At 55.7% G+C, this 23,066-nt stretch carries 18 protein-coding genes; 5 read left to right on the forward strand and 13 right to left on the reverse strand.

Annotation, left to right across the window (positions count from 1 at the left end; translation table 11 throughout):
• Window positions 1–28: 28 nt before the first annotated feature.
• The 4 genes from Poly59_RS16065 to Poly59_RS16080 all read right to left on the reverse strand — a co-directional run bounded on the left by Poly59_RS16065 (window position 29) and on the right by Poly59_RS16080 (window position 3,171).
• The gene (locus Poly59_RS16065) at window positions 29–1,699 is read right to left on the reverse strand and encodes a hypothetical protein (protein ID WP_146535088.1); all 1,671 of its coding nucleotides are present in this window, start codon (window positions 1,697–1,699) and stop codon (window positions 29–31) included.
• Window positions 1,700–1,738: 39 nt separating this feature from the next.
• Complete coding sequence (locus Poly59_RS16070; RefSeq protein WP_146535089.1) at window positions 1,739–2,275, reverse strand: CinA family protein; 537 nt, start codon at window positions 2,273–2,275, stop codon at window positions 1,739–1,741.
• Between the two features lie 9 nt (window positions 2,276–2,284).
• Window positions 2,285–2,629: a hypothetical protein gene (locus tag Poly59_RS16075; RefSeq protein WP_146535090.1), complete on the reverse strand. Its 345-nt coding sequence runs from the start codon at window positions 2,627–2,629 to the stop codon at window positions 2,285–2,287.
• Between the two features lie 131 nt (window positions 2,630–2,760).
• The gene (locus Poly59_RS16080; protein ID WP_146535091.1) at window positions 2,761–3,171 is read right to left on the reverse strand and encodes a hypothetical protein; all 411 of its coding nucleotides are present in this window, start codon (window positions 3,169–3,171) and stop codon (window positions 2,761–2,763) included.
• Between the two features lie 307 nt (window positions 3,172–3,478).
• Between Poly59_RS16080 and Poly59_RS16085 the strand changes: the two genes are divergently transcribed.
• Window positions 3,479–4,015, forward strand: coding sequence for a hypothetical protein (locus tag Poly59_RS16085; RefSeq protein ID WP_146535092.1), 537 nt, complete (start codon window positions 3,479–3,481; stop codon window positions 4,013–4,015).
• Window positions 4,016–4,193: 178 nt separating this feature from the next.
• Window positions 4,194–5,168, forward strand: coding sequence for a serine O-acetyltransferase EpsC (gene epsC, locus Poly59_RS16090; protein ID WP_146535093.1), 975 nt, complete (start codon window positions 4,194–4,196; stop codon window positions 5,166–5,168).
• A gap of 72 nt (window positions 5,169–5,240) precedes the next feature.
• On the opposite strand, the gene Poly59_RS16095 is transcribed toward epsC, so the two are convergent.
• The 8 genes from Poly59_RS16095 to Poly59_RS16130 all read right to left on the reverse strand — a co-directional run bounded on the left by Poly59_RS16095 (window position 5,241) and on the right by Poly59_RS16130 (window position 18,628).
• Complete coding sequence (locus Poly59_RS16095) at window positions 5,241–7,232, reverse strand: SulP family inorganic anion transporter (RefSeq protein WP_146535094.1); 1,992 nt, start codon at window positions 7,230–7,232, stop codon at window positions 5,241–5,243.
• On the reverse strand, window positions 7,229–8,782 hold the full coding sequence (locus Poly59_RS16100) for a proton-conducting transporter transmembrane domain-containing protein (protein WP_146535095.1): 1,554 nt from the start codon (window positions 8,780–8,782) through the stop codon (window positions 7,229–7,231). The genes Poly59_RS16095 and Poly59_RS16100 overlap by 4 nt, the downstream gene beginning before the upstream one ends.
• Window position 8,783: 1 nt before the next feature.
• Window positions 8,784–10,178 (reverse strand): proton-conducting transporter transmembrane domain-containing protein, encoded by a 1,395-nt coding sequence (locus tag Poly59_RS16105; protein ID WP_146535096.1) that lies wholly within the window; start codon window positions 10,176–10,178, stop codon window positions 8,784–8,786.
• The gene (locus Poly59_RS16110; protein WP_146535097.1) at window positions 10,175–13,381 is read right to left on the reverse strand and encodes a DUF2309 domain-containing protein; all 3,207 of its coding nucleotides are present in this window, start codon (window positions 13,379–13,381) and stop codon (window positions 10,175–10,177) included. Before Poly59_RS16110 ends, Poly59_RS16105 begins: the two co-directional genes overlap by 4 nt.
• A 339-nt stretch (window positions 13,382–13,720) precedes the next feature.
• Window positions 13,721–14,662 carry a cysteine synthase A gene (gene cysK / locus Poly59_RS16115; RefSeq protein WP_146535098.1) on the reverse strand — a complete coding sequence of 314 codons (942 nt, stop codon included), beginning with the start codon at window positions 14,660–14,662 and terminating at the stop codon, window positions 13,721–13,723.
• An 80-nt stretch (window positions 14,663–14,742) separates the two neighbouring features.
• Window positions 14,743–15,750 carry a 2-oxoacid:ferredoxin oxidoreductase subunit beta gene (locus tag Poly59_RS16120; protein WP_146535099.1) on the reverse strand — a complete coding sequence of 336 codons (1,008 nt, stop codon included), beginning with the start codon at window positions 15,748–15,750 and terminating at the stop codon, window positions 14,743–14,745.
• A gap of 80 nt (window positions 15,751–15,830) precedes the next feature.
• Entirely contained in the window at window positions 15,831–17,705 is a 1,875-nt protein-coding gene (locus tag Poly59_RS16125) for a 2-oxoacid:acceptor oxidoreductase subunit alpha (protein WP_146535100.1), read from the reverse strand.
• 290 nt (window positions 17,706–17,995) lie between these two features.
• A complete protein-coding gene (locus Poly59_RS16130; RefSeq protein ID WP_246151692.1) occupies window positions 17,996–18,628 on the reverse strand; it encodes a DOMON domain-containing protein in 633 nt (210 codons plus the stop codon).
• A gap of 305 nt (window positions 18,629–18,933) precedes the next feature.
• On the opposite strand from Poly59_RS16130, the gene Poly59_RS16135 reads away from it, so the two are divergent.
• The 3 genes from Poly59_RS16135 to Poly59_RS16145 all read left to right on the forward strand — a co-directional run bounded on the left by Poly59_RS16135 (window position 18,934) and on the right by Poly59_RS16145 (window position 22,240).
• A complete protein-coding gene (locus Poly59_RS16135; protein ID WP_146535101.1) occupies window positions 18,934–20,688 on the forward strand; it encodes a hypothetical protein in 1,755 nt (584 codons plus the stop codon).
• Between the two features lie 123 nt (window positions 20,689–20,811).
• Window positions 20,812–21,375, forward strand: a complete 564-nt coding sequence (locus tag Poly59_RS16140; RefSeq protein ID WP_146535102.1) for a hypothetical protein — start codon at window positions 20,812–20,814, stop codon at window positions 21,373–21,375.
• 151 nt (window positions 21,376–21,526) lie between these two features.
• A complete protein-coding gene (locus tag Poly59_RS16145) occupies window positions 21,527–22,240 on the forward strand; it encodes a CDP-alcohol phosphatidyltransferase family protein (protein ID WP_186776304.1) in 714 nt (237 codons plus the stop codon).
• Between the two features lie 87 nt (window positions 22,241–22,327).
• Here Poly59_RS16145 and Poly59_RS16150 read toward each other — a convergent pair whose 3' ends face one another.
• Window positions 22,328–22,909 carry a superoxide dismutase family protein gene (locus Poly59_RS16150; RefSeq protein WP_246151693.1) on the reverse strand — a complete coding sequence of 194 codons (582 nt, stop codon included), beginning with the start codon at window positions 22,907–22,909 and terminating at the stop codon, window positions 22,328–22,330.
• Between the last annotated feature and the right edge of the window lie 157 nt (window positions 22,910–23,066).

Consider the following 23,066-nt stretch of genomic DNA (forward strand, 5'->3'; position numbering starts at 1 on the left):
CATGATTTGCCGAGAATCGCCAGTACCATTAGCGGCCCAGCAATGCCGCAGTGATCTCGGCGACTGCGGGGGCCATCTCGGCGTGAGCACGTTGCAGATTTCCCGCTCGTGAACTCGACAACCCACGTTGTTCCAGCTGCGCGACATTCTGCGACAACGCCTGCCATCCGTCCAGCAAATGGTCTGCCTCGGGTTGTAGTGCGGCAACGTCGGCGCGGCCGGCCAGCATTGCGTGCAATTGTTTCGCGTGCCGATAGACCTCGTCCGCGGCTGCCACGAAAGATTGGCCGAACGACGCCGGTTGCAGATATCGCTGGTACCGCCGGGTATCGGCCAAAAAGTACTCGCTTGACCCTTCGAGCGCTGCCGCGGCCCGCATCAGTGACGCCGGATCGAAATAGGCGCTGCCGCTGCTTACACCGAGCGCTTCGCGGAGCGTTCCAAGTTCATGATCGATGCCTGCGAGCAATGCGGGGTCGAGACGTTGGATTTTGGTGTAGATGCCGCGCAGTACGACCCAGTCCTTGTCGATCGGAATCAGTGCTGCGGCAAGCGGCTCGCGGCGAGTTCCTGCGGCAGCGGCTTCTTCCAATTCGCGGGCTTGGCGGAACATGCGTCGGCTGCCTTCCATGACGGCTGATTGTTCACGAAGTTCAAGGTTCACCATCGATCGAATCGTCAGTTGATCTAACAACTCGCCAAGACTGTGTTCCAATCGGTGCGCCGAAGCGACCAACGACTTTGTGTTCTGCGGCGGTGGCATCCATAACAATGCGTAAGTTTGGTCGCCACACTCGCGAATTCGATCGAGTCGCCGGGCGAGGTGGGGATCATTGATCGCATAAATGGATTCGCCAATTGGACTCCATCGACTCACGAATTCGGTAAACGACGTCATCACTTCCTCGTAGGTGACCGTGTCGATCCGGTCCGCTTCCTTCATCAACTGGCCGCGAATCAAACGGATGTCATGGCCGATGCGTTCCGACACCACTGGCGAGACACGTGCGATGGCCAAATCATCGACCAGCGTATCCATGTGCGTGGCGACGATGATCATCAGATCGTGCAGTCCATGTCGATCGAATTGTGGCTGCAGATTCAGCATCCGGCACATTGATGACACAAGCTGGTCGCACGACCGAACCGCTCCGGTGCATTGACTGGACAGACCGTCCTGGGATCGAAGGCCAAACGAAAGCTGACGCCATCGGGCATCGACTTCTGCGTAGGGAGCTGAAATTGCATCGAGCGAGGCCAGACCGTCACAACGCGCGATCAGAGCGCGAGTATCCGCGGAAACACGATAGGCTTCCGGGATCAGAGTTCGTACCGATGGGTTGTTCGTTGCAGCACTGCGCAACTCGCCGACCATGGGATCAAGGCTGCGGCTGAAGCTTACCAGTTTTTCGACAAAATCAGCCGCCTCGCGAGAACGGACGTTGATCGCGGGTGACGATTGACGGCGGCCCGTTTCGTTGCGACCCGGCTCAATACGACCCGGCTCAATACGACTGGGACGTTGCGGTCCTGTAAACTGGGGGTTGGTGCCGCGTGGATCCGGTCGGGGAGGGGTTTTGTCGTTTTGCTGAGACGCTTCTGCAATCGCCCGGAACAAGTCTTCGATCAACGCGCCGCGTTGGGCGGCGGCAGGCGATGCAAACAGCAACAGAATCAGAAGCGTCGTGTATTTTCGCATTGCGTCAAATCTTGATCGAAGAAAAGAAGAGGGCGGCGATCAATCTTTGGTCGATCGCATCAAAGTCAGAGCGTTGATCAAGCAACGCAGCACCGTTTGCGTTGCTTCGATCTGTCTTGCCTGCCGGCCAACCGACTTCATTCTAAACGATCGCGCGTCACAGCGGACCGACCCATCGTCCATTCGATTGCAAGTGCCTACAAAAACCAACCCGTCAAATCCGTCCGGTGCGTCGGGTCCAAAATGACCGGTGATGGAGACGGCAAGGTCCGCTTCGGGAGTTTTGTCCAGGACACCCGCGGCCATTTGCCGGGCTACTGGATCGCTGACCGCGGTGTGCCGGTCAATGTCCACAGCGCTGACACCGATCCAGCGGACCTTGGTGTCGTTGCGATACGTGACCGCTGATCCGCAAAGCCACTCAGAAACGCCCGGTATCTTGCCCAATTCGCACGCCACCATTCCGCACGTGCAGCTTTCGGCAAATACGATGCGGCACTTTGCCTGGGCAAGCCGGCCGACGGTTTCGGTGGCCAGCTCGCGCAGTGATTCGGTCAGCGATGATAAATCATCCATCGACGACGACTACCAGCCGATGCCGATCGATACGCCGCCGCTACGGTAAGCTGGATAGCCACCGCGATACGATGGGTAACCGTATCCGTAACCTCGATAGCCGCTGCCATAGTAGCTGCTGCCGTAAGGTTGGTATCCGCCGGTACCAATGTTGACCGAAACGGCTGGCCGATAGGCGCGAACGGAATAGGCCGGCGCGATCACAGGAACTCGGCGGACGATAACGGGGGCCGGTGCGCGATATACGCTTCGTGCTTGCCGGCGAGCGTATCCGCGGCCACCAAAAGCATCAGCATCCGCAGCCAACGATACGGACGTGATCACAGCGAACGCTGCCAATAGATATTTCAACATTCAGAAACTCCTAGATTCGAGGAGTGTCTATTGTCTATCCCGCGTCAATATTGAACAACCGCCCGGTCTATTTGAGCCGCAAACGCGTGTGTTTTGACGTCTGGCGGGTGAATCGTGGGGCCAAGCGGTCCCTAACGGCGAGTTTGGCCGGGAATCGCCGTCGACGCGACCGTTTGCAAGCTAGGAAGCACAACGCCTCGTTTACGAGCCTCATATTGCAGAGCTCGCTCGAAGTACGGAAAGGGAAACGCAGCATTGCGCTTCATCGCATATTGCTGGACTGCGATCACCAAACGGGCCTCGAGTTCCTTGTTTTCGACCTTTTTGATCACCAGGGCAAGGTAGTCGCGTTGGTCTTGGCGAGTCGCCCGCAATTGGTTGATCAGCCGATCCGACAGGTTCGCTGTTGGGTTGAATGACGAGATCGCACCCGAGGGAGTGACAATTTGAGCTTGCGCCGATGTTTGCACTCCGATGGTCAGAAAAACGGCGATCGCGGCACTGATTCCGATCCGGCGAGTGTGATTGATTGTCGTTCGCATCGCTGATGTCCCCAAAACTGATCCGTTGTGGCTGCGGCTGAGCTCGATTGTGTGTCCAGGAAGTACCAAGCGGCGGCCCGAGAATGCAAGACGAGACCCGATAGATGGAGGTTTGGGTGGTTTGGCGAATTGATGAGGTCGCCTTTTATTTCTGTCTGGTCTGGTCAGGCCGATTGTGTGCACCGCAGCGAATGGGAAGCCGAAAGAACGAGGGTGAGCGAGGTGGCGAACGGATCGCACCGCAGCACTCAAATGAAACAACCATTTCCGCCCCACCGGGCGGGCATAAAATCGGAAGGATTCCGCAATGTATCGTTGGCTATTGATGGGGTCGCTCGCGGCCCTTCTTGTCGGATCGACCGGATGCCTGCACCACAATGTGCGAGGCGGCGGGTGTCAGTCAGGCAGTTGCAACACGGGCAGTTGCAACACTGGTTCGTGTGGCGACACTTCGTGTGGCGGTTGCAATGACTGTGGCAGCAACACGTCGACGGGCGTATTGACCCGAATGAAACAGAAGCATGCTGCGAATAGCTGCAACAGCTGCAATGGCAACTGTGGTAACAGCGGTTTGCTGGGCCGTTTGGGGTCGATGACCGGAATGGGATGCTGCAACGGCGGATCCCGTACCGGATGCCAAGCTGGGCCTCTGGGCTGGCAACAAGGCGGACTCGATTACAGCTCGCACTTGAACCCAGGTCTATTGGGACACAACGCGGGTAACGCGATCAACAGCCAACCATTCACCGCCGGCCCACCAACCGGACAAGTCGCTTACCCGTACTACAGCGTACGTGGACCACGTGACTTCTTCATGGACAATCCGCCAACCATCGGCAACTGATCCGATTCGTCGGAAACCAGATATGCGAACCTTTGTTGGTTCTCAACACACTAACGACCAGCGGGACCGGTTCCCGACTGGTCGTTGTTTGTAGAATCAGGCGGCTTCTTTGCCTGTTTCGAAACAGAATCCAGTACCAGCGCAAACTTCACAGCACACTCGCACCCAGAGCAGCACCGTGGCATCTGACTTTCGGCTGAAAGAACAGCTTCCCAACCTGACCGAAGAAATCCTGGCGACTTATACGCCCGAAGACTCGATCAACCATCTTGGGCACTGCGCGCTGCCAAGCTATACCGGGGTGGTCGAGATTCTGTTGAACATCAAAGACATTCTGTATCCCGGCTACCGCCGCAAAGTCGGTTTGCACAAAGGCAATATCCGCTACCACGTCGGTGGTCTTGTCGACACGCTTCACGATCAATTGACGACTGAGATCGCGCGTGCGTTACGGCACGAAGACCGAGTGACGGCCAAACACAATGACTGCGAAAGCGACATTGATTTCGAAGCCAAAGGTCAAGCGATGGCAATCGAATTGCTGAAGTGCTTGCCGAAGCTTCGTCGCACTCTGGCCACCGATGTCCAGTCGGCCTACGACGGTGACCCTGCCTGCCAGACGACGGACGAAGTCGTGTTTTGCTATCCCGGATTCGAAGCGATCACCGTCTATCGGATCGCGCACGAATTGGTGCGACTGGATGTGCCCTTCATTCCACGAATGATGACCGAGTGGGCTCACAAGGAAACCGGCATCGACATTCACCCCGGTGCGACGATTGGTGACTACTTCTTCATCGACCACGGCACCGGTGTCGTGATCGGCGAGACTTGCGAAATCGGCCAGCACGTCAAGCTCTATCAAGGCGTGACCCTGGGCGCGCTCAGTTTTCCAACCGACAACGAAGGTGCGCTGATTCGCGGCCAGAAACGGCACCCCACGATCGAAGATCACGTGGTGGTTTACGCGAACGCGACGATTTTAGGCGGAAGAACGATCGTGGGCCACGACTCGGTGATCGGTTCAAGTGTTTGGATTACCAAATCCGTATCCCCTTATACCACTGTGGTACTTGAAAAACCGCAACTGAAAGTCCGCGGCGCATCGTCGGATAACGATATGTTCGAGCACAACTCCAACTTCCAGATCTAAGATCCTGAAAGTTGGAGAGTCGCAAGGTCGGACGACCTTTCAATATTGTCGCACGCCAGAGATCGTAGTCGGCTACACCTCGACTGGCATTCTCGGCGTCGCGACAAAAGCGTTCAGGCGAGATACTTGGACGGATTCGACCACGAACGTCAAACGATGGTTGGGCTGTATTTCACCACGGATGAATTCCAGGATGTCGGTGCATACCGCAGGCGTGACCATAACTTCGAGCCGCACTCGCGGAACTGCCGCGATTGAGTCTCCGTCAATCTGTTGTTTGCCCACACCGCGACAATCGACCGATGTGTAACCCGTCGCGCCGCGTCTGGCGAACTCGGCCGCCAACAACGGTTCAATTTCGGGATCCGTCATCAACGTGATGCGTTTGATTGAGCATAGGCCTTTGCGACGAGCAGCGTCCTGGTGAGAGGTTAGTGGTTGATGCTCGTCCAATCCAATGACTCGGAATACGAGTCCCGCTTGCTCGAAATCCTCGGTCACCTCGTGAAGCTTGTCCATCACGGTGTGGTCGACGAATTCCGTTTCAGACAAGTCGAAATCAATGTTCTTGCGTTCCAGCAAGCCTGCGCTTTCGATCAAACGTCGGATCGGGATCCAGTTACTGAACACCGCCGACTTGTAGGCAACTAGGTGTACTGTTTTGCCGTCATCGCCGGCAATTTCCACGTCGGGTTTGAACAGCGAACGCACGGGGACGCCATTGGACAGGTGGATGATCGCCTTGGCCGCGATTCCGATGGCAATACCGATCAACAAGTCTGTGGCCAACACGGAAACTAAAGTGATCACGAAGATGATCAACTGTTCGCGGCCGATTCGCCACGCGTTCATGAACTCATGGGGGTGAGCCAAACGGAATCCTGTATAGATCAGCATCGCGGCAAGAGCAGCCATTGGGATGCGGTGCAGGATCATCGGGATGATCGCAACGCAAACGAGCAAGAACATGCCGTGCCAAAAATCGGCAAAGCGAGTTCGCGCGCCGTTGTCGATGTTTGCTTTGCTACGAACAATTTCTGAAATCATCGGCAAGCCACCGACCATTGACGCACAAAGATTGCCTGCACCAACGGCGATCATGTCGCGGTCCATGTTTGTCTTCCGACGCCAAGGGTCGATCAAGTCGACCGCTTTGGCGGACAGCAACGATTCCAAGCTGCCGATCACAAAGAACATAAACACCCATGTCCAAGCTTTGGGTTGCCGAAGCGCCGAGAAGTCTGGTGTCGTGATCTGGTCAAACATGCCAAACACGCGATCAGGCATCGCAACGAGATACTGTTCACCGAGCTGGTAGTCGTGATGCTGAAGCGTGTAGCTGTGCGCATGCATCAAGTCGAAAATCATGCCCATCGGAACTGCGACTAGCAACACGATCAGCGGCGATGGAAAGAGCTTGGCGAATGAGAATTTTCGACCGACTTGCGGCCACAAAAACATGATTAAGATACTGACCACGCCGATCGACGCGATCGCCGGGTTTGCTTCGGCAACGTAGTTCGGAATATTCCTCAGCATTTCCAGCGGCCCGCCTGATGCCGTGACGCCGAGCGCTACTGGAACCTGTTTTGCGATGATGATCACACCGATCGCTGCCAACATGCCGTGGACTGCCGAGACCGGGAAAAACTCGCCCAGGATCCCTGCGCGAAAGAACCCAAAGCAGACCTGCAGGACCGCTGCCGCGACACCGACCGCAAGCGCGGCGCGATAGGCGCTCACGTCGGCTTCTGACCATCCGCCCGCGATGCCGTCGCCACCAAATGCTTCGATGCATCCGATCGCGATGACGATCAGACCAGCGGCGGGGCCTTTGATCGTCAGTTCAGAATTACTGATCACAGTCGCGACGATCGAGCCCACGATTGCAGTGAAAATACCTGCGATGGGCGGATAGCCGCTGGCGATCGAGATGCCTAAACACAGAGGAAGCGCGATCAAGAAGACCAAAAAGCCTGACACCATGTCAGCCTTGATGTACTTGACAAATCCCGCGGCATTGCCCTTGGGAATTTCTCGATCGTTCGATGGAGGTACGTTCATGGTTGTGGGGTTTCGATGTGGCCGGGTGGGGTAAGAATGAACGAATCGCTGTTGGATTCGTTCGAATGGTATTCGCGCTCTTGGTGTATTGACTCAATCGTTTCATTGGCGTCATCGGAATGGTCGACGACTTCGTCCGCTTCCTCGACATCGATCGTCATCGGGTTTTGTTGTCGTTGTTCCGACAACTCGTTCGCCGCGTGATATCGAGATGCGACGCCGGGTTGCGGAACTAGCCCGCCCCCGATGATCAGAACGCTTAGGACCATCACAGCGATCCGTTCGGATAGTCTGGCATGCATCGGAATCAAAGTCGCATTGGATCGTCCGGTAAAGATTCGGAAGTACGCCAGCATCACCGTGATGCCGCAGAAAGCCGCTGCGATGACGACCATCGTGCCGACCAGGGGATAGACTTCGACGGCGCCTTCAATCAGCAATTCCATGCCGACGAATCCGACCGTAAACGGGAACCCAATTGACGCTAGTCCGGTCAGCAGGAAGAAACCTGCCAACGTTGGCATCTGACGATTGAGCCCGTGAAAGTCAGCCAGTGATATCCGCGAGATTCTCGCTTCGATCGACCGCAGCGTGATACCAAATCCGGTCAACGACATTCCCACCGACAACCAAACGCAAAGTGCACCGGTCAAACCGATCGGTGTGACCAATTCCAATCCAACCAAAACCAGCGATGCTTGGCTTAGGAACAGGAAACAAAACATTCGGCGTGCTTCTTTCTGCACCAGTGACATCGCACCCCCATAGACCGCAGTCGTCAACGACAAAATTGCAATGCTTTGCAGCGCCCAAGACGGCGCGATCGGTAACACAAAACGCATGACGGCGTAGGCACCGGTCAGCGGAGTCACAAACAGGATGGCGGTGCCAAAGGTGGCCTTTTCAAACAGGTCGGTCATCCACAGATGTAGCGGTGCGATTCCGCTGCGGATCAGCGCAGCGGCGGTCAGCAAAGCACCGGGAATCAAGACGGCTTCGGACGAACTATCCGTGAATTGAAGTGAGGCCCAGCCCAGCACCAACAAAATGACGAACGCAAACATGTGCAGCGCGTAGATGCGAGTGCAACGACTTCGACGTTCTAATTCGATATAAACTGGCACCGTGGCGGCAGCCATCAACGCAACCAAAGTCCACGATGCACGACAACTGAACGTTGCCAGCAGAATCGCCTCCGAAACCAGCGTCGAGGTCAACGAGAAACGTGGCGCCTTGGTACGCAACGTCGACATCACAACCACCAAGTGAATCAATGCACCCAGTGGCAACAAGAATGCGCTGAGTTCATCAACGACGAATACTTCTTGGTCAAAGAGCCAATTGATGAACGCCCAGTGATCGTGCGCTTCGAAGGTTCCCAGTGTGACAAAGTCAATCAACTCACCCACCGTCAAGGCGAATGTTAACGCACAGAAAGCAACAGCTTGGCGAAGCGAATTTTCGGGATGCGCAAAGAAACGAATCCAGATTGCGCCCAAAAGTGGAATCAGAATCGATGATTCTAGCCACGGGAAATGCAACTCACCCATCTTAGGTCTTCCTCCCGGTTGATTCCGGATGCAATTCGGCTTTGTCGGATTCACGCGACTCTTCGTGAGATATCCAATCGGTTGTGGCACGCTCCCATGAATCGAAACGTTGGAAGATTGAAACAAAGGGCGCTACAATCCATTGGTCAAGCGCCGTGTCCATGAACCCGCGGCCAAACCCAAATCGATAGCACCATCGTTCTAGCCAGACGGGTATCCATTGATCGATTCGTGATCGGGAAGTCGGCAATCGGCTACCCAATGCGTTTTCCATCGTTTGGTAGTCACGCAGCAACGTCGGAGCACGCAACAACTGCATCGTTCGCATGCAAGCGTGGCCGACGATGTGGATCAACGCCAAGTATTGGAACCCCAAACCGATTTCGACCACGATGATGCCGACCTGTGTCAGCGACGCATAAGCAAGCGAAACTTTCACGTCGTGTTGGACTCGCGACATTAACGCCCCACTCGCCGCTGACAAAACACCCAGCGTTATCACCATCACACGTAGCGTCATCGAGACATCGAACAGCGGACTGACCCGCAGCAACAGATAGGCACCTAAGTGAACCGACAGCGCGCCATAGAAAATGGCACTCGACGGTGTCGGTCCTTCCATTGCGCGAGGCAACCAGCCCGAGAACGGAAATAATGCCGACTTGCCGGCGGCAGCAACCAACAACAACGTGCCAACAAACAGTGCTTGTTGAGGTGTGACAGCAGCCGTCCCGTCTGGCCAAATGCCACTGCTCATCAAGCCGCCAAAGTCACCTTGGCCGGTCATGTGGTGTATCGAAAGAGCGGCGATCAAAAACGCAGCATCCGACAATCGATAAATCGACCAAACTCGCTGTCCGCTACGAACCGGTGTCTCGCGTTCGTCAAAGTACGCGACCAACAGAGCGGATGACAAACCGACCATTTCCCATCCGACGAACAGCGTTTCAATGGTCCCGGCTAACGATGAGGTCACCATGCCGGTAAAGAACATCGCATAGTACAAAAAGAACCGCGCATAGCCCGCTTCGCGGTGCAAATACCGGCGTGTGAACGAACCGACCACGCCGCACAGCACGCACGACAGAATCACAAACGGAACGCTCAACCGGTCAAACACGAACTTCAAGTGAAAATGAAAATCGTGTTGCGGAATGGTCACCCAGTCGCCCCATTCGATCGGAACGTAGCGTGTGCCCAAAACCAACATCATCGCCAAAATTCCGATCGCAGGAATTAGCGAAAATAAGACCGACGCCTGCGTTAAACGGGAAATCGAGCTCTCGTTTAGCGGGCGTCCTGACAGCGCAGACAGCCCCAGAATGGCAAGCAAAATAGCTGGACTCGCGACAACAGCAGTCCCTAGCAATTGGAAGACAATTTCAGTCGTGTTCATTTGCCACCTCGATTCGACTCGAGGTCATTGGAAGGTTCGGTTGCGAACGCAGCACCGATCGAAGCAAAGCTTCGGTGTTCGCGGCGGTTGCCGTACCAATCCATGGACGACGACGCCACCGGTAGTGTGTCGGTGGTTGGGACATAAGTTTGAAAGCGTCCGTCGTTAAACACTTTGATCGCCGAAGTTTCACCATCGAAAACAGCCAGCTGAACCCAGCGTCCGGTCACCAATCGATTGATTGTTTCGTTGTTTTTCATGATCGAGAGCATTTTTTGCGGTGTGGTTTCGATCACAAAGAGCATCCGCATCGGTTCGTGGATCTCGATCATCTGCTGTGACAATCCGGGACGCAGATCGCTGGACGCGCCAGTCATCACGCCCAACATCGACGAGATATTGTGGGGTAGTTTCGATCCGCAACCGTAGCCTTCGTTGTCAACGGTCGAGAAATAGTACTCCAGCCCGATGCCTGCACAGACGGGGATCGCGGCGGCTAGGATCCGAGCCAAAATGGTGGCGTCATCGTCGTCGATGGCTGGATCGTAAGACGTCAAGAACGACCGTCGATCCAGGAACAGTCCCTGACTCCATTCGCGTCGCCCCACCAACACCATCGCCGAGGTCGCGTGGTTGTATTCGGGCCGAGCTTGGGAAAGATCCTCGGATCGCTGCTCGACATGTTCGAGAGCTAACTTGGGTGTCATATCCAAGGGAGCGGATTCGAACCGTCGCGATCGTTCATGAGCGTTTCGAGCTCGAGCCTCGTCAACAGATGCTTCGATGCGACGGAACAGATTGCGATGCGAACGTGGCAACAAGTCCAAGTCATAGTACTGGACTGCATCGCTGCAGGTATTGTGATAGGCACCCACAAAGCGAACGTCGTCGGTCAAGTTGATGCCGCGCTGGGCCACGATGGCACGGACTCGCGAATCGTTCGCCATCATGCAAAACGCTCGTGCATTCGGACCTCCACGGCCACCGCTGCAAGCGCCGCAATTGTAGGCCGATTCATGCGGATTATTCAGGCTGCTTGATCCGTGGCCAAAGAACACCGTGATCGGAGGGAAGTTTTCGACCATGCCGATGTCTTGCAAAATTCGCACGACAATCGTTGCCATTTCGGGCAAGCTGTAGCCGAGTGCGTCGAAGTCCTGCCCCGGTTCCTCGGTGATCCGTTCAATGTGCAACTCGGTTGCTGGCGGACGGGTGAGCGACCCGACAAGTTCGCGAATCTGCGCCGTCAATCTTGGCGCCAAAATTCGTGCGACCAACGGAAACGTCGCTAGCGCACCAAAGATGCCGGTGATCCATCCGCCCAGCATGGTTCGTGAACTAGCGTGGACCTGGTGAGTCACGGTTCCGATGCGGCGACGGCGTTGAGCACGTTTTTCGTTGTCTTCGACCGACGAGAACAAGGGTTCTTCGCGGACATAGTGCTGGGGCGTGATCACGTTCGGGCAAAGCGGCCGATAATTGGCGTGGTCTGCACCTTGGTAATACATCGCGACCGCATAGAAACCGGCCGCCGAAGAAGTCTCGCACTGCGGGTCGACTTCTTCGAGGTGCCGACGAATCGATTCTTCGCGATCGTCGATGCAGAAGATCGCTTGATAGGCGGGTGGCGATTTGGCTTCGGTTTTCGCTCGCGCGGCGACACGTTTTCCGTGGATTGCCAGAGCGTCGAGAGCTTCGGTTCGGTAGTGTTTTTCATATGCCAGGTGAAGGATTCGTCGCCGATCGAGTTCCGAAAAAGCTTCGATTTCGCTGATCAATCGTTGCCACTGGGGCGATGACGTCGTCAGCAATTGTGCGGGCATCCAGCCACCGGTTTGTGCCAGTTGGAAAACGGTATAGGTCCGCTGTTCGACCGAGGCAATCGGCGTCGCCGACGCTTTGGCCGAGGCATGAGTATGAATTTCACGCAGGTCTTCGGTGCCGTACAGTCGCTTTCCTGCATCGGCGATCGCGTGACGTTCTAAGATCAAGTGGATCGCAAGGTACTCGTCCAACGATCCCGCCGGTGCCGGCTTTGGAAAGAACGGCGCGGCGGTTTCCATTTGCCAGATCATTCCAGCCCAACCGCGCATCGCCAGCAACGTTTCGCCGATGTACTCGTCCTGTTCGGCTTCGTCGATGCCGAGCATCTCAATCGACTGTGCAATCGAATCGTGCGCGTCCCACTGGCCGTTCGCAATCGCCCGCAATTCGTCTCGGATCGGTTTCATCCAGGTAGGCATCATCGAAAACGGCTGCAGAAACAGCTTTGCAAACGAAACTGCGAATCCTTGTTCTCGCTCGGGCAACGACAGGCCGGCAAAACCTTGATCGAGGAAACAGCCGCAAAAGCGAATCAGTGTTTCATGAACCGGTTGGTCGGTATCGATGCCGGTTGCCGCTAACAGAAGGTCGCGGTGTCGCAACTGTTTTGGCATCGACGGGGTCGCCAAACCAGCCTGTTCGACTCCGCGGTGACAAACCGTCCACAACAGCTCTAGAACGAACGCGGTCCATTTCGCGGGCGACCAGAACTCGATGTTGTGGTCGCGAAACTTGGCTAGCAGCGACTGCAACATCGCTGCGTCTTCACTGCTAAGTGGCGTCGTCGGTGCCGCGTTCGGGGGGCGGCTCTTAGTGTCGTTGCCGGCTCGGTGACGAAGCACCCAACTACGAGTGCTGGCGACGACCTGTTCGATGTCGCGAGTCGAAACAGAGTCGTTGAACTTGCGAAGCAAATCAGATTCGGCCAACAACCATGTCAGTTCCGCGTCGGGGACTGCGTGAGGCGGCATTTGCAACATAGAAAGTCGCAGCGTGTAGCGAGTTCCGAAAGTTGCAATCAGGTCATCGGCTTCGTCGCCCAGATCCGTTAGCAGCACGTCGCATACATCGTCGATGCAGATCCGTCCGCGGCTCAGGGCGTCACGATAACGGGCTTCGGACAAATACGGTTCGCAGTGATACATCGAACCGCCCACCAACACCGCGTCTTCGAAGGGCAATTCTTCGAACGAATGCAGAGTGTTGTGGTGGACGAAGATCGAGATCGGGCCTTGTGACGGCAAGTAGTGCGTCGCGTGGTGAATCGACTCTTTGATTCGTTCCACTCGGTCGTTCGACACCACGCCAGCGACGTCGCCGTCTGCCGAAGTTGCCAATGAATCTTGGGAAGAGAGTGCATTGGAAGGAAATTCGTGCATGCTAGAAGGGCTGCGAGAGGATCGGCATTGTCGCGGCTCCGTCGATCCGGCTCCACGCAATTCCTTTCACAATGCACGCCATGTGCCAACCGCCATCATGCACGAAGGCGGCAATCGATTTCACAGCAATTCGCCGCAGAAGAAATTTTCGAAATTTCGCCGCCACGCGTTAGAAAACGAAACACTGCAATCGTCTGCATTCGGCGTGCAAATAGTTGCACGCTGGATTCTGCATGCTGAGCTCGCTGGCAAGAAAGGCCTGCAGCCGATTGCAACGCCGATCAGATTCGCAGGTCCCAAACAGGTTAGCAGCCTGTGGTAATTTGGGTTGCCAGTTGGTCACATGCCTAGGTCAGCGAAAAGTGGCGTGCTGAGGTAGCGTTCGCCCAGGCTGCACATGATCGTGACGATTCGCTTGCCCTTCATTTCGGGGCGTGCGGCGACTTGAGCGGCGGCCCACATGTTAGCGCCGCTGCTGATCCCGCCGACGATGCCTTCCATCTTGGCCAGCTTGCGGCCCCATTCAAATGCGTCGTCGTCATTGCACTGGATCACATCATCAATGATCGAGACGTCCAAGTTCTTTGGTACGAAGCCCGCACCGATGCCTTGAATGCGGTGCTTGCCGGGGCTACCGCCACTGATCACGGGTGAATGAGTGGGCTCGACGGCGAAAGCTTTGAAGTTTGGGTTTTGTTTTTTTAGGAATCGAGCGACGCCAGTGATCGTTCCGCCTGTTCCAACACCTGCGACGATTGCATCAATGTCGTGACCGCTGTCTTCCCAAATTTCGGGACCCGTGGTCGCTTCGTGGATCGCAGGGTTCGCAGGGTTTTCGAACTGCTGAGGCATGTAGGCACCAGGCGTGTTGTTGACCAATTCGCCCGCACGATTGATCGCACCCTTCATGCCTTCGCCGGCTGGCGTTAGCACCAAGTTTGCGCCCATTGCTCGCAGCAACGCCCGACGTTCGACCGACATCGACTCGGGCATCGTCAGCGTCAACTTGTAGCCTTTGGCCGCGCAAACAAACGCCAACGCGATGCCGGTGTTGCCGCTGGTCGGTTCGACGATGTGAGTGTCTTTGTTGATCAGCCCATCACGTTCGCCCGCCGCGATCATGGCCGCGCCGATGCGATCTTTGACGCTATTGAGCGGGTTGAAGAATTCGCACTTTGCAAACACCGTCGCACCGCCGCTGGGGATCAAACGATTGATCTGGACCATCGGGGTGTCACCAACTGCCTTGGTTACGTCAGAGAAGGTATTGCCTCGTGCCATGTCCATGCTCTCGCGAAAGTTCAACGTTTGGGAAATGTTCTGTCGTTGCCTCGCGCATCAAAGCGACGAGGCGATTCAACCTATTTGACGGTCCATGTGTCGCCAGCCGAAAACAGCTTGTCTAGGTCGCCTTCGCCCTTGGTCGACTTGGCCGTTTCAACTTGAGCGTTGATTTGGTCGTCGTACGTTGCTACACCTTCAACGGCTCGCAGGACGCCGATCGGTTCAGGCATTTCGGGGTAACTCATTCGAGCCAGCATCATGTGGATCGATGGGTTCGGCGCCTTTTCGTCGTGGATCAGCAAGTCGTCCGCTGGCACATCGGCGGTATTGACGATTTCCAGGTGGTTGCCAACCAAACGAATGCCCTTTTTGCCTTCGTCAAAGATCAATGGTTTGCCATGCTGCAGCTCGATCACGTTTTGAGCACGCTGTTTCTTTTCTTGGGCGTACGCCATCGCACCGTCATTGAAGACATTGCAGTTTTGGTAGACCTCGACCAGTGACGTGCCTTTGTGAGCGGCCGCGCGAGCAAGCGTTTCGCCAAGGTGTTTGACGTGCGCGTCGATGCTGCGAGCAACAAAGGTTGCTTCGGCAGCAAGGGCTAGCGAAAGCGGCATGATCGGGTGATCGATCGATCCCATCGGCGTGCTCTTGGTGATCTGACCTTCCTTGCTGGTCGGGCTGTATTGACCCTTGGTCAAACCGTAGATGCGGTTGTTGAACAGCACGACGTTGACGTCGATATTTCGGCGCAGCATGTGGATGAAGTGATTGCCACCGATCGACAAGGCATCGCCGTCGCCCGTGATCACCCACACCATCAGGTCGGGACGAGTCGATTTCAGGCCCGTCGCGAAACCTGGCGCACGCCCGTGAATCGAGTGCATGCCGTACGTGTTCATGTAGTACGGAAAACGGCTGCTGCAGCCGATGCCGCTGATGAAGACGATCTTTTCGCGAGGCACGCCGAGTTCCGGCAATACCTTTTTCATTTGAGCTAGGATCGAATAGTCGCCACAGCCGGGGCACCAACGCACGTCTTGGTCGGATGCGAAGTCGGCAGCTTTCAGTACAGGAAGGGACATGGAGAGCAGTGCTAGGTTTTGAGTGTTAGATGTTGGGTTGAAACAGGCGAATCAGCGGTCGAGATTGACCAGGTGATTCACTATTCGTTTTCAGCGGCGACCACGATCTCGGTAAACCGTTCGACCAGCTCGGTGACTGAGAATGGTTTGCCTTGAACTTTGTTGATGCCGATACAGTCGACCAAGTGTTCTGAGCGTAACAACATTCGCAGTTGTCCCGAGTTCAGTTCTGGCACAACGACTTTCTTGAACGACTTCAACAACTTGCCAACGTTCGCGGGCATCGGGTTGAGGTAACGCAAGTGAATGTGGCTGATCTTGTGGCCAGCTTTTCGGACACGGTCCACTGCCGTATGGTTCGAACCATACGTGCCTCCCCACGAAACAACTAATAAATCGCCTGTCTCCGCGCCGAACACGTCTTGTGGCGGCACTCGGTCAGCAATCATCTTGACCTTCGCTGCTCGCGTATCCGTCATGTGCTGGTGATTGTCGGGATCGTAACTGACATTGCCCGTCACGTCTTCTTTTTCCAAACCACCGACGCGGTGCATCAGTCCAGGTGTTCCTGGGACCGCCCAAGGACGAGCCAAGTTTTCGTCTCGCTGGTACGGCTTGAAAGCCGTCTCGCCGTCGCTGCCTTCGGGGTGAGTGATTTTGATCTTCGGCAGATCCGCGATCTTCGGTATTCGCCACGGCTCGCTGCCGTTGGCGATATATCCGTCCGACAAAATGATGACCGGACACATGCACTCGACCGCCAAACGCCAGGCTTCGATTGCAATGTCGAAACAATCGCCAGGCGAACGTGGGGCGAGGACTGGCAGCGGAGATTCGCCGTTGCGGCCAAACATCGCCTGCAACAAATCGCTTTGCTCGGTCTTCGTCGGCAAGCCAGTGCTAGGACCACCGCGTTGGACGTCGATGATGATCATCGGCAATTCAAGAATCATGCCCAATCCCATCGCTTCGCCCTTGAGCGCGATGCCGGGACCACTGCTGGCCGTGACCGCCATCGATCCACCGAACGCTGCGCCGATCGTCGAACAGATCGCTGCGATTTCGTCTTCGGCTTGGAAAGTACGTACGCCAAAGTTCTTGAACTTCGTCAACTCGTGCAGAATGTCACTGGCCGGCGTGATCGGATAAGTGCCGTAGAACATGTCTTTGCCGCTGATCCGCGACGCAGCGACCAAGCCCATTGCGATCGCTTGGTTACCCATGATGTTTCGGTACGTGCCAGGAACCAGTTCGGCGGCTTCGACTTGATAGCTCTCGCCGAACGCTTCGGTAGTTTCGCCGAATGCCCAACCGGCGCGTAGAGCAGCCACGTTTGCTGCGGCGACGTCTGGTTTCTTGCCAAACTTGGCTTCGATGAAACGCAAGGTCGGTTCAAGCGATCGGCCAAAGAGCCAGTACACCAACCCCATCGCGAAGAAGTTCTTGCAGCGATCGGCAAGCTTGACGCCTAGATCGAAACTCGACACCGCATCGCGAGTCAGCGTGGTCATCGGAACTTTGACGACGCGATAGGTTTCTTCGATCACGCTGGCGTCCAGCGGATTCGATTCGACTTTGGCGAGCTTGAATTCTTTATCGTTGAATCCGTCTTCGTTCGCGATCAGGATCCCCCCCTTGCGCAGGTCACTGAGGTTGGTGACCATCGCCGCCGGGTTCATCACAACAAGCGCGTCCAGGACATCGCCGGGCGTGAAGATCTCTTCGCTCGCAAACTGGACCTGAAATCCCGAAACACCGGCCCGAGTACCGCGAGGTGCGCGGATTTCGGCGGGGAAGTCGGGGAAGGTGGCGACGTCATTCCCAGCCAGCGCGCTGGTATTGGTCAATTGCGTGCCCAGCAATTGCATGCCGTCGCCAGAGTCACCGGCCAAACGCACGGTGATGCCGGATACGGATTGAACGTTTTTGATAGTCGTGGGGGAGGAAGCCGTCATGGAGTGCTCGTGATGCCGCCGTCACCGAAGACCGGATGGTCGCTGGTGGTGGGGCCGTGTTTAGGCGTGAGTGTGAGGGACTTTAGGGGTTGTATCGAATGTTCCGGATCAAGAACTTACCGAAATTCTATAATTCGCGGGCGTTTTGGTAACGGGTTGGCGACCGATTCTGTCATCGGAACGCTGTTTTTCCCGAAAAAAGCTGGTTCAAGAGTCCTGCAGGCTGCCGGAATCGCTATGCCAGCGTCACGAAAATCGCAGTTCCTGCCGTTTGACGTTTACAGCACGGTTTAATCCTTTGTGCTGACCAAGACGGCTTCGCCCCACAAGCTTGGGTCTTCGATGACGGGGTATTCAGGCCCAAGTGCCATCGTTTGCCAGCCAAGTTCTCGGTCGATCACGGCAAAGTACAGGCTGACGCGAGGCTGGTCCGACGGGTCAAAGCCGGTCATCGCGTCGGCTGGAACAAAGCCTGACATTTCGTATCCGTCATGGCGTGGCAAACCGACGATCTTTAGTTGGCCAGGACTAATCGCTTTGGGGTGCAAGCGAGCTCGGTTGATTGGGATCATCGCCGCGGTAGCATGTTCGCGTTTAGGGCCACCCCCGGCCGGCATGAACAGGAATCGATGGCAATATTGAGTCGCTCGGTGGATCAGCGGGCTGCAACGCGTATCGATCCAAAAGTGAAATCCGTCACTATCTTCCAGTCGCGAGTCTCGGCACCAGGGCAATTGGCGTTTTCCATTGACGCTGATCTGAAGCCCGATTCCGGCTTTGCACCAAGCCATCCGAACGTCGGCAAAAACGGGTCGGTCGCCAAGGGCACCCAGCGACGGCAAACGACATTCCGGCGGCAACTTCAGTCCTTTGCTGGACCAAGTGCACGGATTTTCCTGCAAATTCAGTTCAAATCGAAACAAAAAGCTCGGGTCGATCAGTGATTGCGTTTTCAGTTCGTCCAGCGGTCCGTCTCGCGCGAGTGAAAAGGTGACAAATCAGTCTTAGTCCTTGAAAGATTAGTTTGACGGCTAGCCAGACAATCGGCCAGGACACTGGACCGAGATCCAGGATTACTGTGCCGCGACGCCACGACCGTTGTAAACGGAACACGAAAACCCGCAATCTTTGGGGGGTGAGCATGAAAGCAAGTTCACTAACTAAATCCGTCCTAGCGTTGATTTAGGGCATCGTTTCTGAATTTCTACTTTTGCGACGGCTACATTCCATGGGTTATACGGGCTACACCTCCAAACGTCCTCGATCGATTCTTGTGATCGTTGGTGGTCTCGTTGCAACATTTTCGCTAGTCTTTGGCGCGTTTTTCGCGACGCCACAGCTTCATTATGCGTTGACGATGGATCCAACGCCCGTCGAAATGACTTGGCAAGAACTTGTAGAAAACGGTCTGACCGACAACGCGCACGTTCGCTTGACCGACGTCGCGATGCTATCCGAAAACCCGCTTGATGGTTTTGATGGACTTCCGGGACTGGATCAACGCGAACAACAAGCGATGTTCTTGCAAACATTCGCAGGTGAGAAATCGCCGCTGATCGTTGCTCCGACAGGTGACGCCGCCAACTCGGTGACCACGCCCGCCAGAATTGTCGTCCCCTACTTTGTGTCGTCGATCGAATCCGCTTATGAAGAAACGTTGACGTCAGGCACTTTGACAGGCCGGTTCACGCTCGTCAAATCCAATGACTCAGCCAACGAGTTTGCGGACATGTTGCTCGCCGCCCGATCTGGTGACCTTTCCGGATTCAGCAACGGCATGGGCCTTGGTGACGAAAGTGACGGAGACAAGAATGGCCTTGATGCGATGGCCGATGACGTTGGGAGCATCGAAGTCGAAGATGGTGCCGAATTGGCCAGCGACGAAACAAACGCGACTGAACCGTCACAAGAGCAGTCGCAATACGTCTTCGAACCGATTCACTCAGTCGCAAGTCCTCAGCAAGCGATTCAGTGGTTTGTGCTGAGTGCTCTTGGCGTTGCGTTGGGATTGGTCGTCTGTGGGGCCGGCGGACCATCAATTTTGTGCTGTTTCTTTTTCCAAGGTCCATCGTTGTTAAGCCTGTTGGGTTTCCCGATGCGTTACGGACGGCCAGGTTTGATCACTCGGTTCATCTACGCAGCGATCGGCATATCGCTTGTCAGTTATGGATATGAACAACTAACCGTCACCGGTCGGATCGACCAACTCGATGGTGACCTCGCATACTGTGTGCTCGGCTATCTCGCCGTGTCGGTTGGCTCGGCCGCATTGTTGGGTGTGATCGTAAGCTTGGCAGCACAGAAATTGAGTACGTCGACGAAACCGAAAACGACAACGGCTAACAAGCCAAACTCCAAAATGTCGTACGCTCAAGCCTGTGGCATGGAAGCGGATGATGCAATCGGCACTCGCCGCTATGTCCAGAAACAACTTTCGATCAGCGATCGCAGTCCGTCCGGACGCGTCAACGAAGCGGCTGAAAAGCTCGTGAAGGTCGGTTTCTCGGTACCGAAAACACTGACGGGACGTTCGGCCGAAGGCGTGTCGATCGGCTCGGTTCAACTTGGCTGCCAAGACATGGTTGTTGTCGAAACCGAGGACACCGACGACGAACTGCAAATGCGAATGATCAGCATCCTAGAAGACGGTTTGACGCTGATCACGTTGTCGCCCGGTCGTTGCAGCGTGGCCGAAAAACGGCTTGGCACCTCGGGCTACTACAGCGTTTGTCCAAGTGATGATCCGGAAGTCCTGTTCTCCTTTCACTTGGAACAAACCGTCTCGATGGCCGAAAAACGTAAGACGGTGATCGTCTCGTTTGATGAAGCTGAACTGACAGACGTTTGCGAGTTTGCGAACCGAATCTTTGCCGACATTCAAACACAGTACGGCGAAGCGTATTTTGAAATCGGCGATGCTCGACACGGCCGGTTCCGATATCCGCCTCAACCGATCCGCCAAGAGAAATCGAAGGCTAGCTAATACTTTCGACAACATCGCGATCGCAGCGTTGGTTCCGCAACCGCTGCTTAAACGCTATAGATGCGTAATCGATCGGCAAGCTGCTGGTCGATCTTTTCCAATTGCGTTTTTTAGGTTTGGCAAATGGCGTTTTCGCTGCGATATCAGTCGACCGAAGCGATGCATCCGGCTCGTGCGTTCGAAATCAAGGCGGACGCAGCAATCCTGGTCGCCAAATACCAGTGGACTCATTGCCAGGCGATTGACTTGGATCAACCCTCTGATGGTCGCTTGGTCGGGATCAGCGAGAATGATCCCGAGTGGTCGAACGACTTCGTGGATACCAAGGAAGATGTTCCGGTGGGCACCGTAATCGTGATCGCCGAACTGCTGTGCGAACTGTCTCGCCGCCACCGAGTCGGTTGGGAGTTGGCGGATGCGGATTCAGGTCAATCAATCGGCGAAATCCGTAGCGGGACCATCGAAAGCCGACTGATCACGCAGCTTCAGTGGATCCACTCAGCGGATCAAATGCTGGACGAAACGTCCGGCGACGGTGATGATGAATCGTCGGATCTCTTGGACGAAAACGAGTGGTATTCGGTTGGAATGAACCTGGACATTGACGTGAACGCGCCGGTAGTCAAGGACGACCATGACGACGGAGAAGACGACGGGCCACGATTGCTGAAGTTCCCGGGTAAATAGCAGTTGCCGCTTTTGTCGTGATTCGCTGCTTAAGTTTCAAATGGCAGATTTTGATCGCGGCAAGAATTTTTTGCGCTGTGTGTTTCCGGCGACAGGTTCTGGGTTAGTTGACGCTGCAAAAGCAGACTCTTCTGACCCAGGAACCTTAGCGATGTCGAAACGAGTTTCCCACAGCCTGCTGGATCCCTACATCGGTCCGCCTCTCGCCGCTCTCTATCCTCGCTTGCCAATCCCAAGGTGGTTTCCACCCGAAGGAATTGTGGCGATCGGACACTTGTCTGCGATCGGCGGTGCGATTGGCTTAGCCATTTCGACTCAGGTCTGGTGGGGCGGTTTGATTGCCGCCGTCGGCATTGCCGGAAATCACTTTGCCGATTGCATCGACGGCCGGCATGCTCGTGCGACCGGCCAGTGTCGGAACGGTGGCGAACTGTTGGACCACTTTACCGATCCGTTGTCATTCACGTATTGGATGGTCGGGTTAGCGGTCGCATGCGGACGGTTGGACCTCGGCTTGGTTGCCGTCATCGCGCTGATGGCGATGGCCGTACTGACGAACTTGCGAGCCAAGTTGACGGGCGAGTTTACTCTGGCCGCGTTTGGTCCGACCGAGTTCAAGTCGCTGTTGGCTGGGTTTGGTGTCGTGCTGGCGATCATCGGTTCACTCGCCGGATTGGAAATCGCGTTGGCAAGTGCCACGGTGGGGCTGGCGACGCTTTGCATCCTTGGCGTCACGCTGCTGCCGATTCAGTTGTTCCAGTCTGTTCGCGAAGTCAACCGCTTCGGTGGCCAGCCTGACACTAGCGATTGGGAAACAACTCGCAGCACGACGCATCCGGCAGCGCAAAAAAACAGCGCCGCTTGAACTGGTCCAATCGACGCTGCGAGTGCTTGGCAATCGAACCGCCAAGAGCGTATTCGATTGCGTCCAATGAGACAGCTATGGTGGCGTTTACTTGCCGGCGGCTTTGTACTCTGGATTTCCAGCGCCGATGATACCAACGCCGACGCGAGGGCCAGCGTCACCACTGGGTTGGCTGGTCAAGTCATCCTTGCCAGCATGGACAACAAAGCTGCGACCCAAGATGAAGTGCAACATCGTGTGCTCGAGCGTGACATCAACTGTTGCTTCGCCTTCGGCGTTTGCAGTGATGTTGCCCAAGTCACCGACGTGACCGTGACCAGGGGCGCCGTGTGGCACGCCGCTTGGGTTGAAGTGACCGCCGGCGCTGGTGCCATCTTTCATGTTTCGCATGTCGCCAAACTCATGGATGTGAAACCCATGGTCACCAGGCGTCAGATTGCGAATCTTGCCCATCACTTGCAGGTTTTCACCCTTTTGCATCAAACGCAGCATGCCGCGAACTTTGCCGCCGGCGGTCGGCTGGATCACCGCAACGCCAAGAGTCGGCATGGCAGCGTGCGCGCCGGCGTGTTCGTGGTCGTGTGCTTTCGTCTCTTGAGCAAAGCTTGATTGCATCATCAATGCAGCAACAGCAAACGCGGAAGCAAAGGAAAACGTGGATCGAATCATGGGGAGAATCCTTGGATCGTGGGGAAGGAATGGGCGGCAGCGCCCGAGCGATATCGTAAAGGCTGGAGTGGAAACTAACCACTAGTTCTAAAAGCGTTGCAGATACTGTGCCGAAGCCGTCATTGCGATTGGCAACATGAACGTCTAGCGAAACAGA

It is taken from the genome of Rubripirellula reticaptiva (genome assembly GCF_007860175.1).
Lineage (GTDB): Bacteria > Planctomycetota > Planctomycetia > Pirellulales > Pirellulaceae > Rubripirellula > Rubripirellula reticaptiva.

Coding starts and splice junctions, on each gene's coding strand:
- Poly59_RS16065 (WP_146535088.1), bottom strand. CDS start 1,699: ATGCGAAAATACACGACGCTTCTGATTCTGTTGCTGTTTGCATCGCCT.
- Poly59_RS16070 (WP_146535089.1), bottom strand. CDS start 2,275: ATGGATGATTTATCATCGCTGACCGAATCACTGCGCGAGCTGGCCACC.
- Poly59_RS16075 (WP_146535090.1), bottom strand. CDS start 2,629: ATGTTGAAATATCTATTGGCAGCGTTCGCTGTGATCACGTCCGTATCG.
- Poly59_RS16080 (WP_146535091.1), bottom strand. CDS start 3,171: ATGCGAACGACAATCAATCACACTCGCCGGATCGGAATCAGTGCCGCG.
- Poly59_RS16085 (WP_146535092.1), top strand. CDS start 3,479: ATGTATCGTTGGCTATTGATGGGGTCGCTCGCGGCCCTTCTTGTCGGA.
- Poly59_RS16095 (WP_146535094.1), bottom strand. CDS start 7,232: ATGAACGTACCTCCATCGAACGATCGAGAAATTCCCAAGGGCAATGCC.
- Poly59_RS16100 (WP_146535095.1), bottom strand. CDS start 8,782: ATGGGTGAGTTGCATTTCCCGTGGCTAGAATCATCGATTCTGATTCCA.
- Poly59_RS16105 (WP_146535096.1), bottom strand. CDS start 10,178: ATGAACACGACTGAAATTGTCTTCCAATTGCTAGGGACTGCTGTTGTC.
- Poly59_RS16110 (WP_146535097.1), bottom strand. CDS start 13,381: ATGCACGAATTTCCTTCCAATGCACTCTCTTCCCAAGATTCATTGGCA.
- cysK (WP_146535098.1), bottom strand. CDS start 14,662: ATGGCACGAGGCAATACCTTCTCTGACGTAACCAAGGCAGTTGGTGAC.
- Poly59_RS16120 (WP_146535099.1), bottom strand. CDS start 15,750: ATGTCCCTTCCTGTACTGAAAGCTGCCGACTTCGCATCCGACCAAGAC.
- Poly59_RS16125 (WP_146535100.1), bottom strand. CDS start 17,705: ATGACGGCTTCCTCCCCCACGACTATCAAAAACGTTCAATCCGTATCC.
- Poly59_RS16135 (WP_146535101.1), top strand. CDS start 18,934: ATGGGTTATACGGGCTACACCTCCAAACGTCCTCGATCGATTCTTGTG.
- Poly59_RS16140 (WP_146535102.1), top strand. CDS start 20,812: ATGGCGTTTTCGCTGCGATATCAGTCGACCGAAGCGATGCATCCGGCT.
- Poly59_RS16145 (WP_186776304.1), top strand. CDS start 21,527: ATGTCGAAACGAGTTTCCCACAGCCTGCTGGATCCCTACATCGGTCCG.
- Poly59_RS16150 (WP_246151693.1), bottom strand. CDS start 22,909: ATGATTCGATCCACGTTTTCCTTTGCTTCCGCGTTTGCTGTTGCTGCA.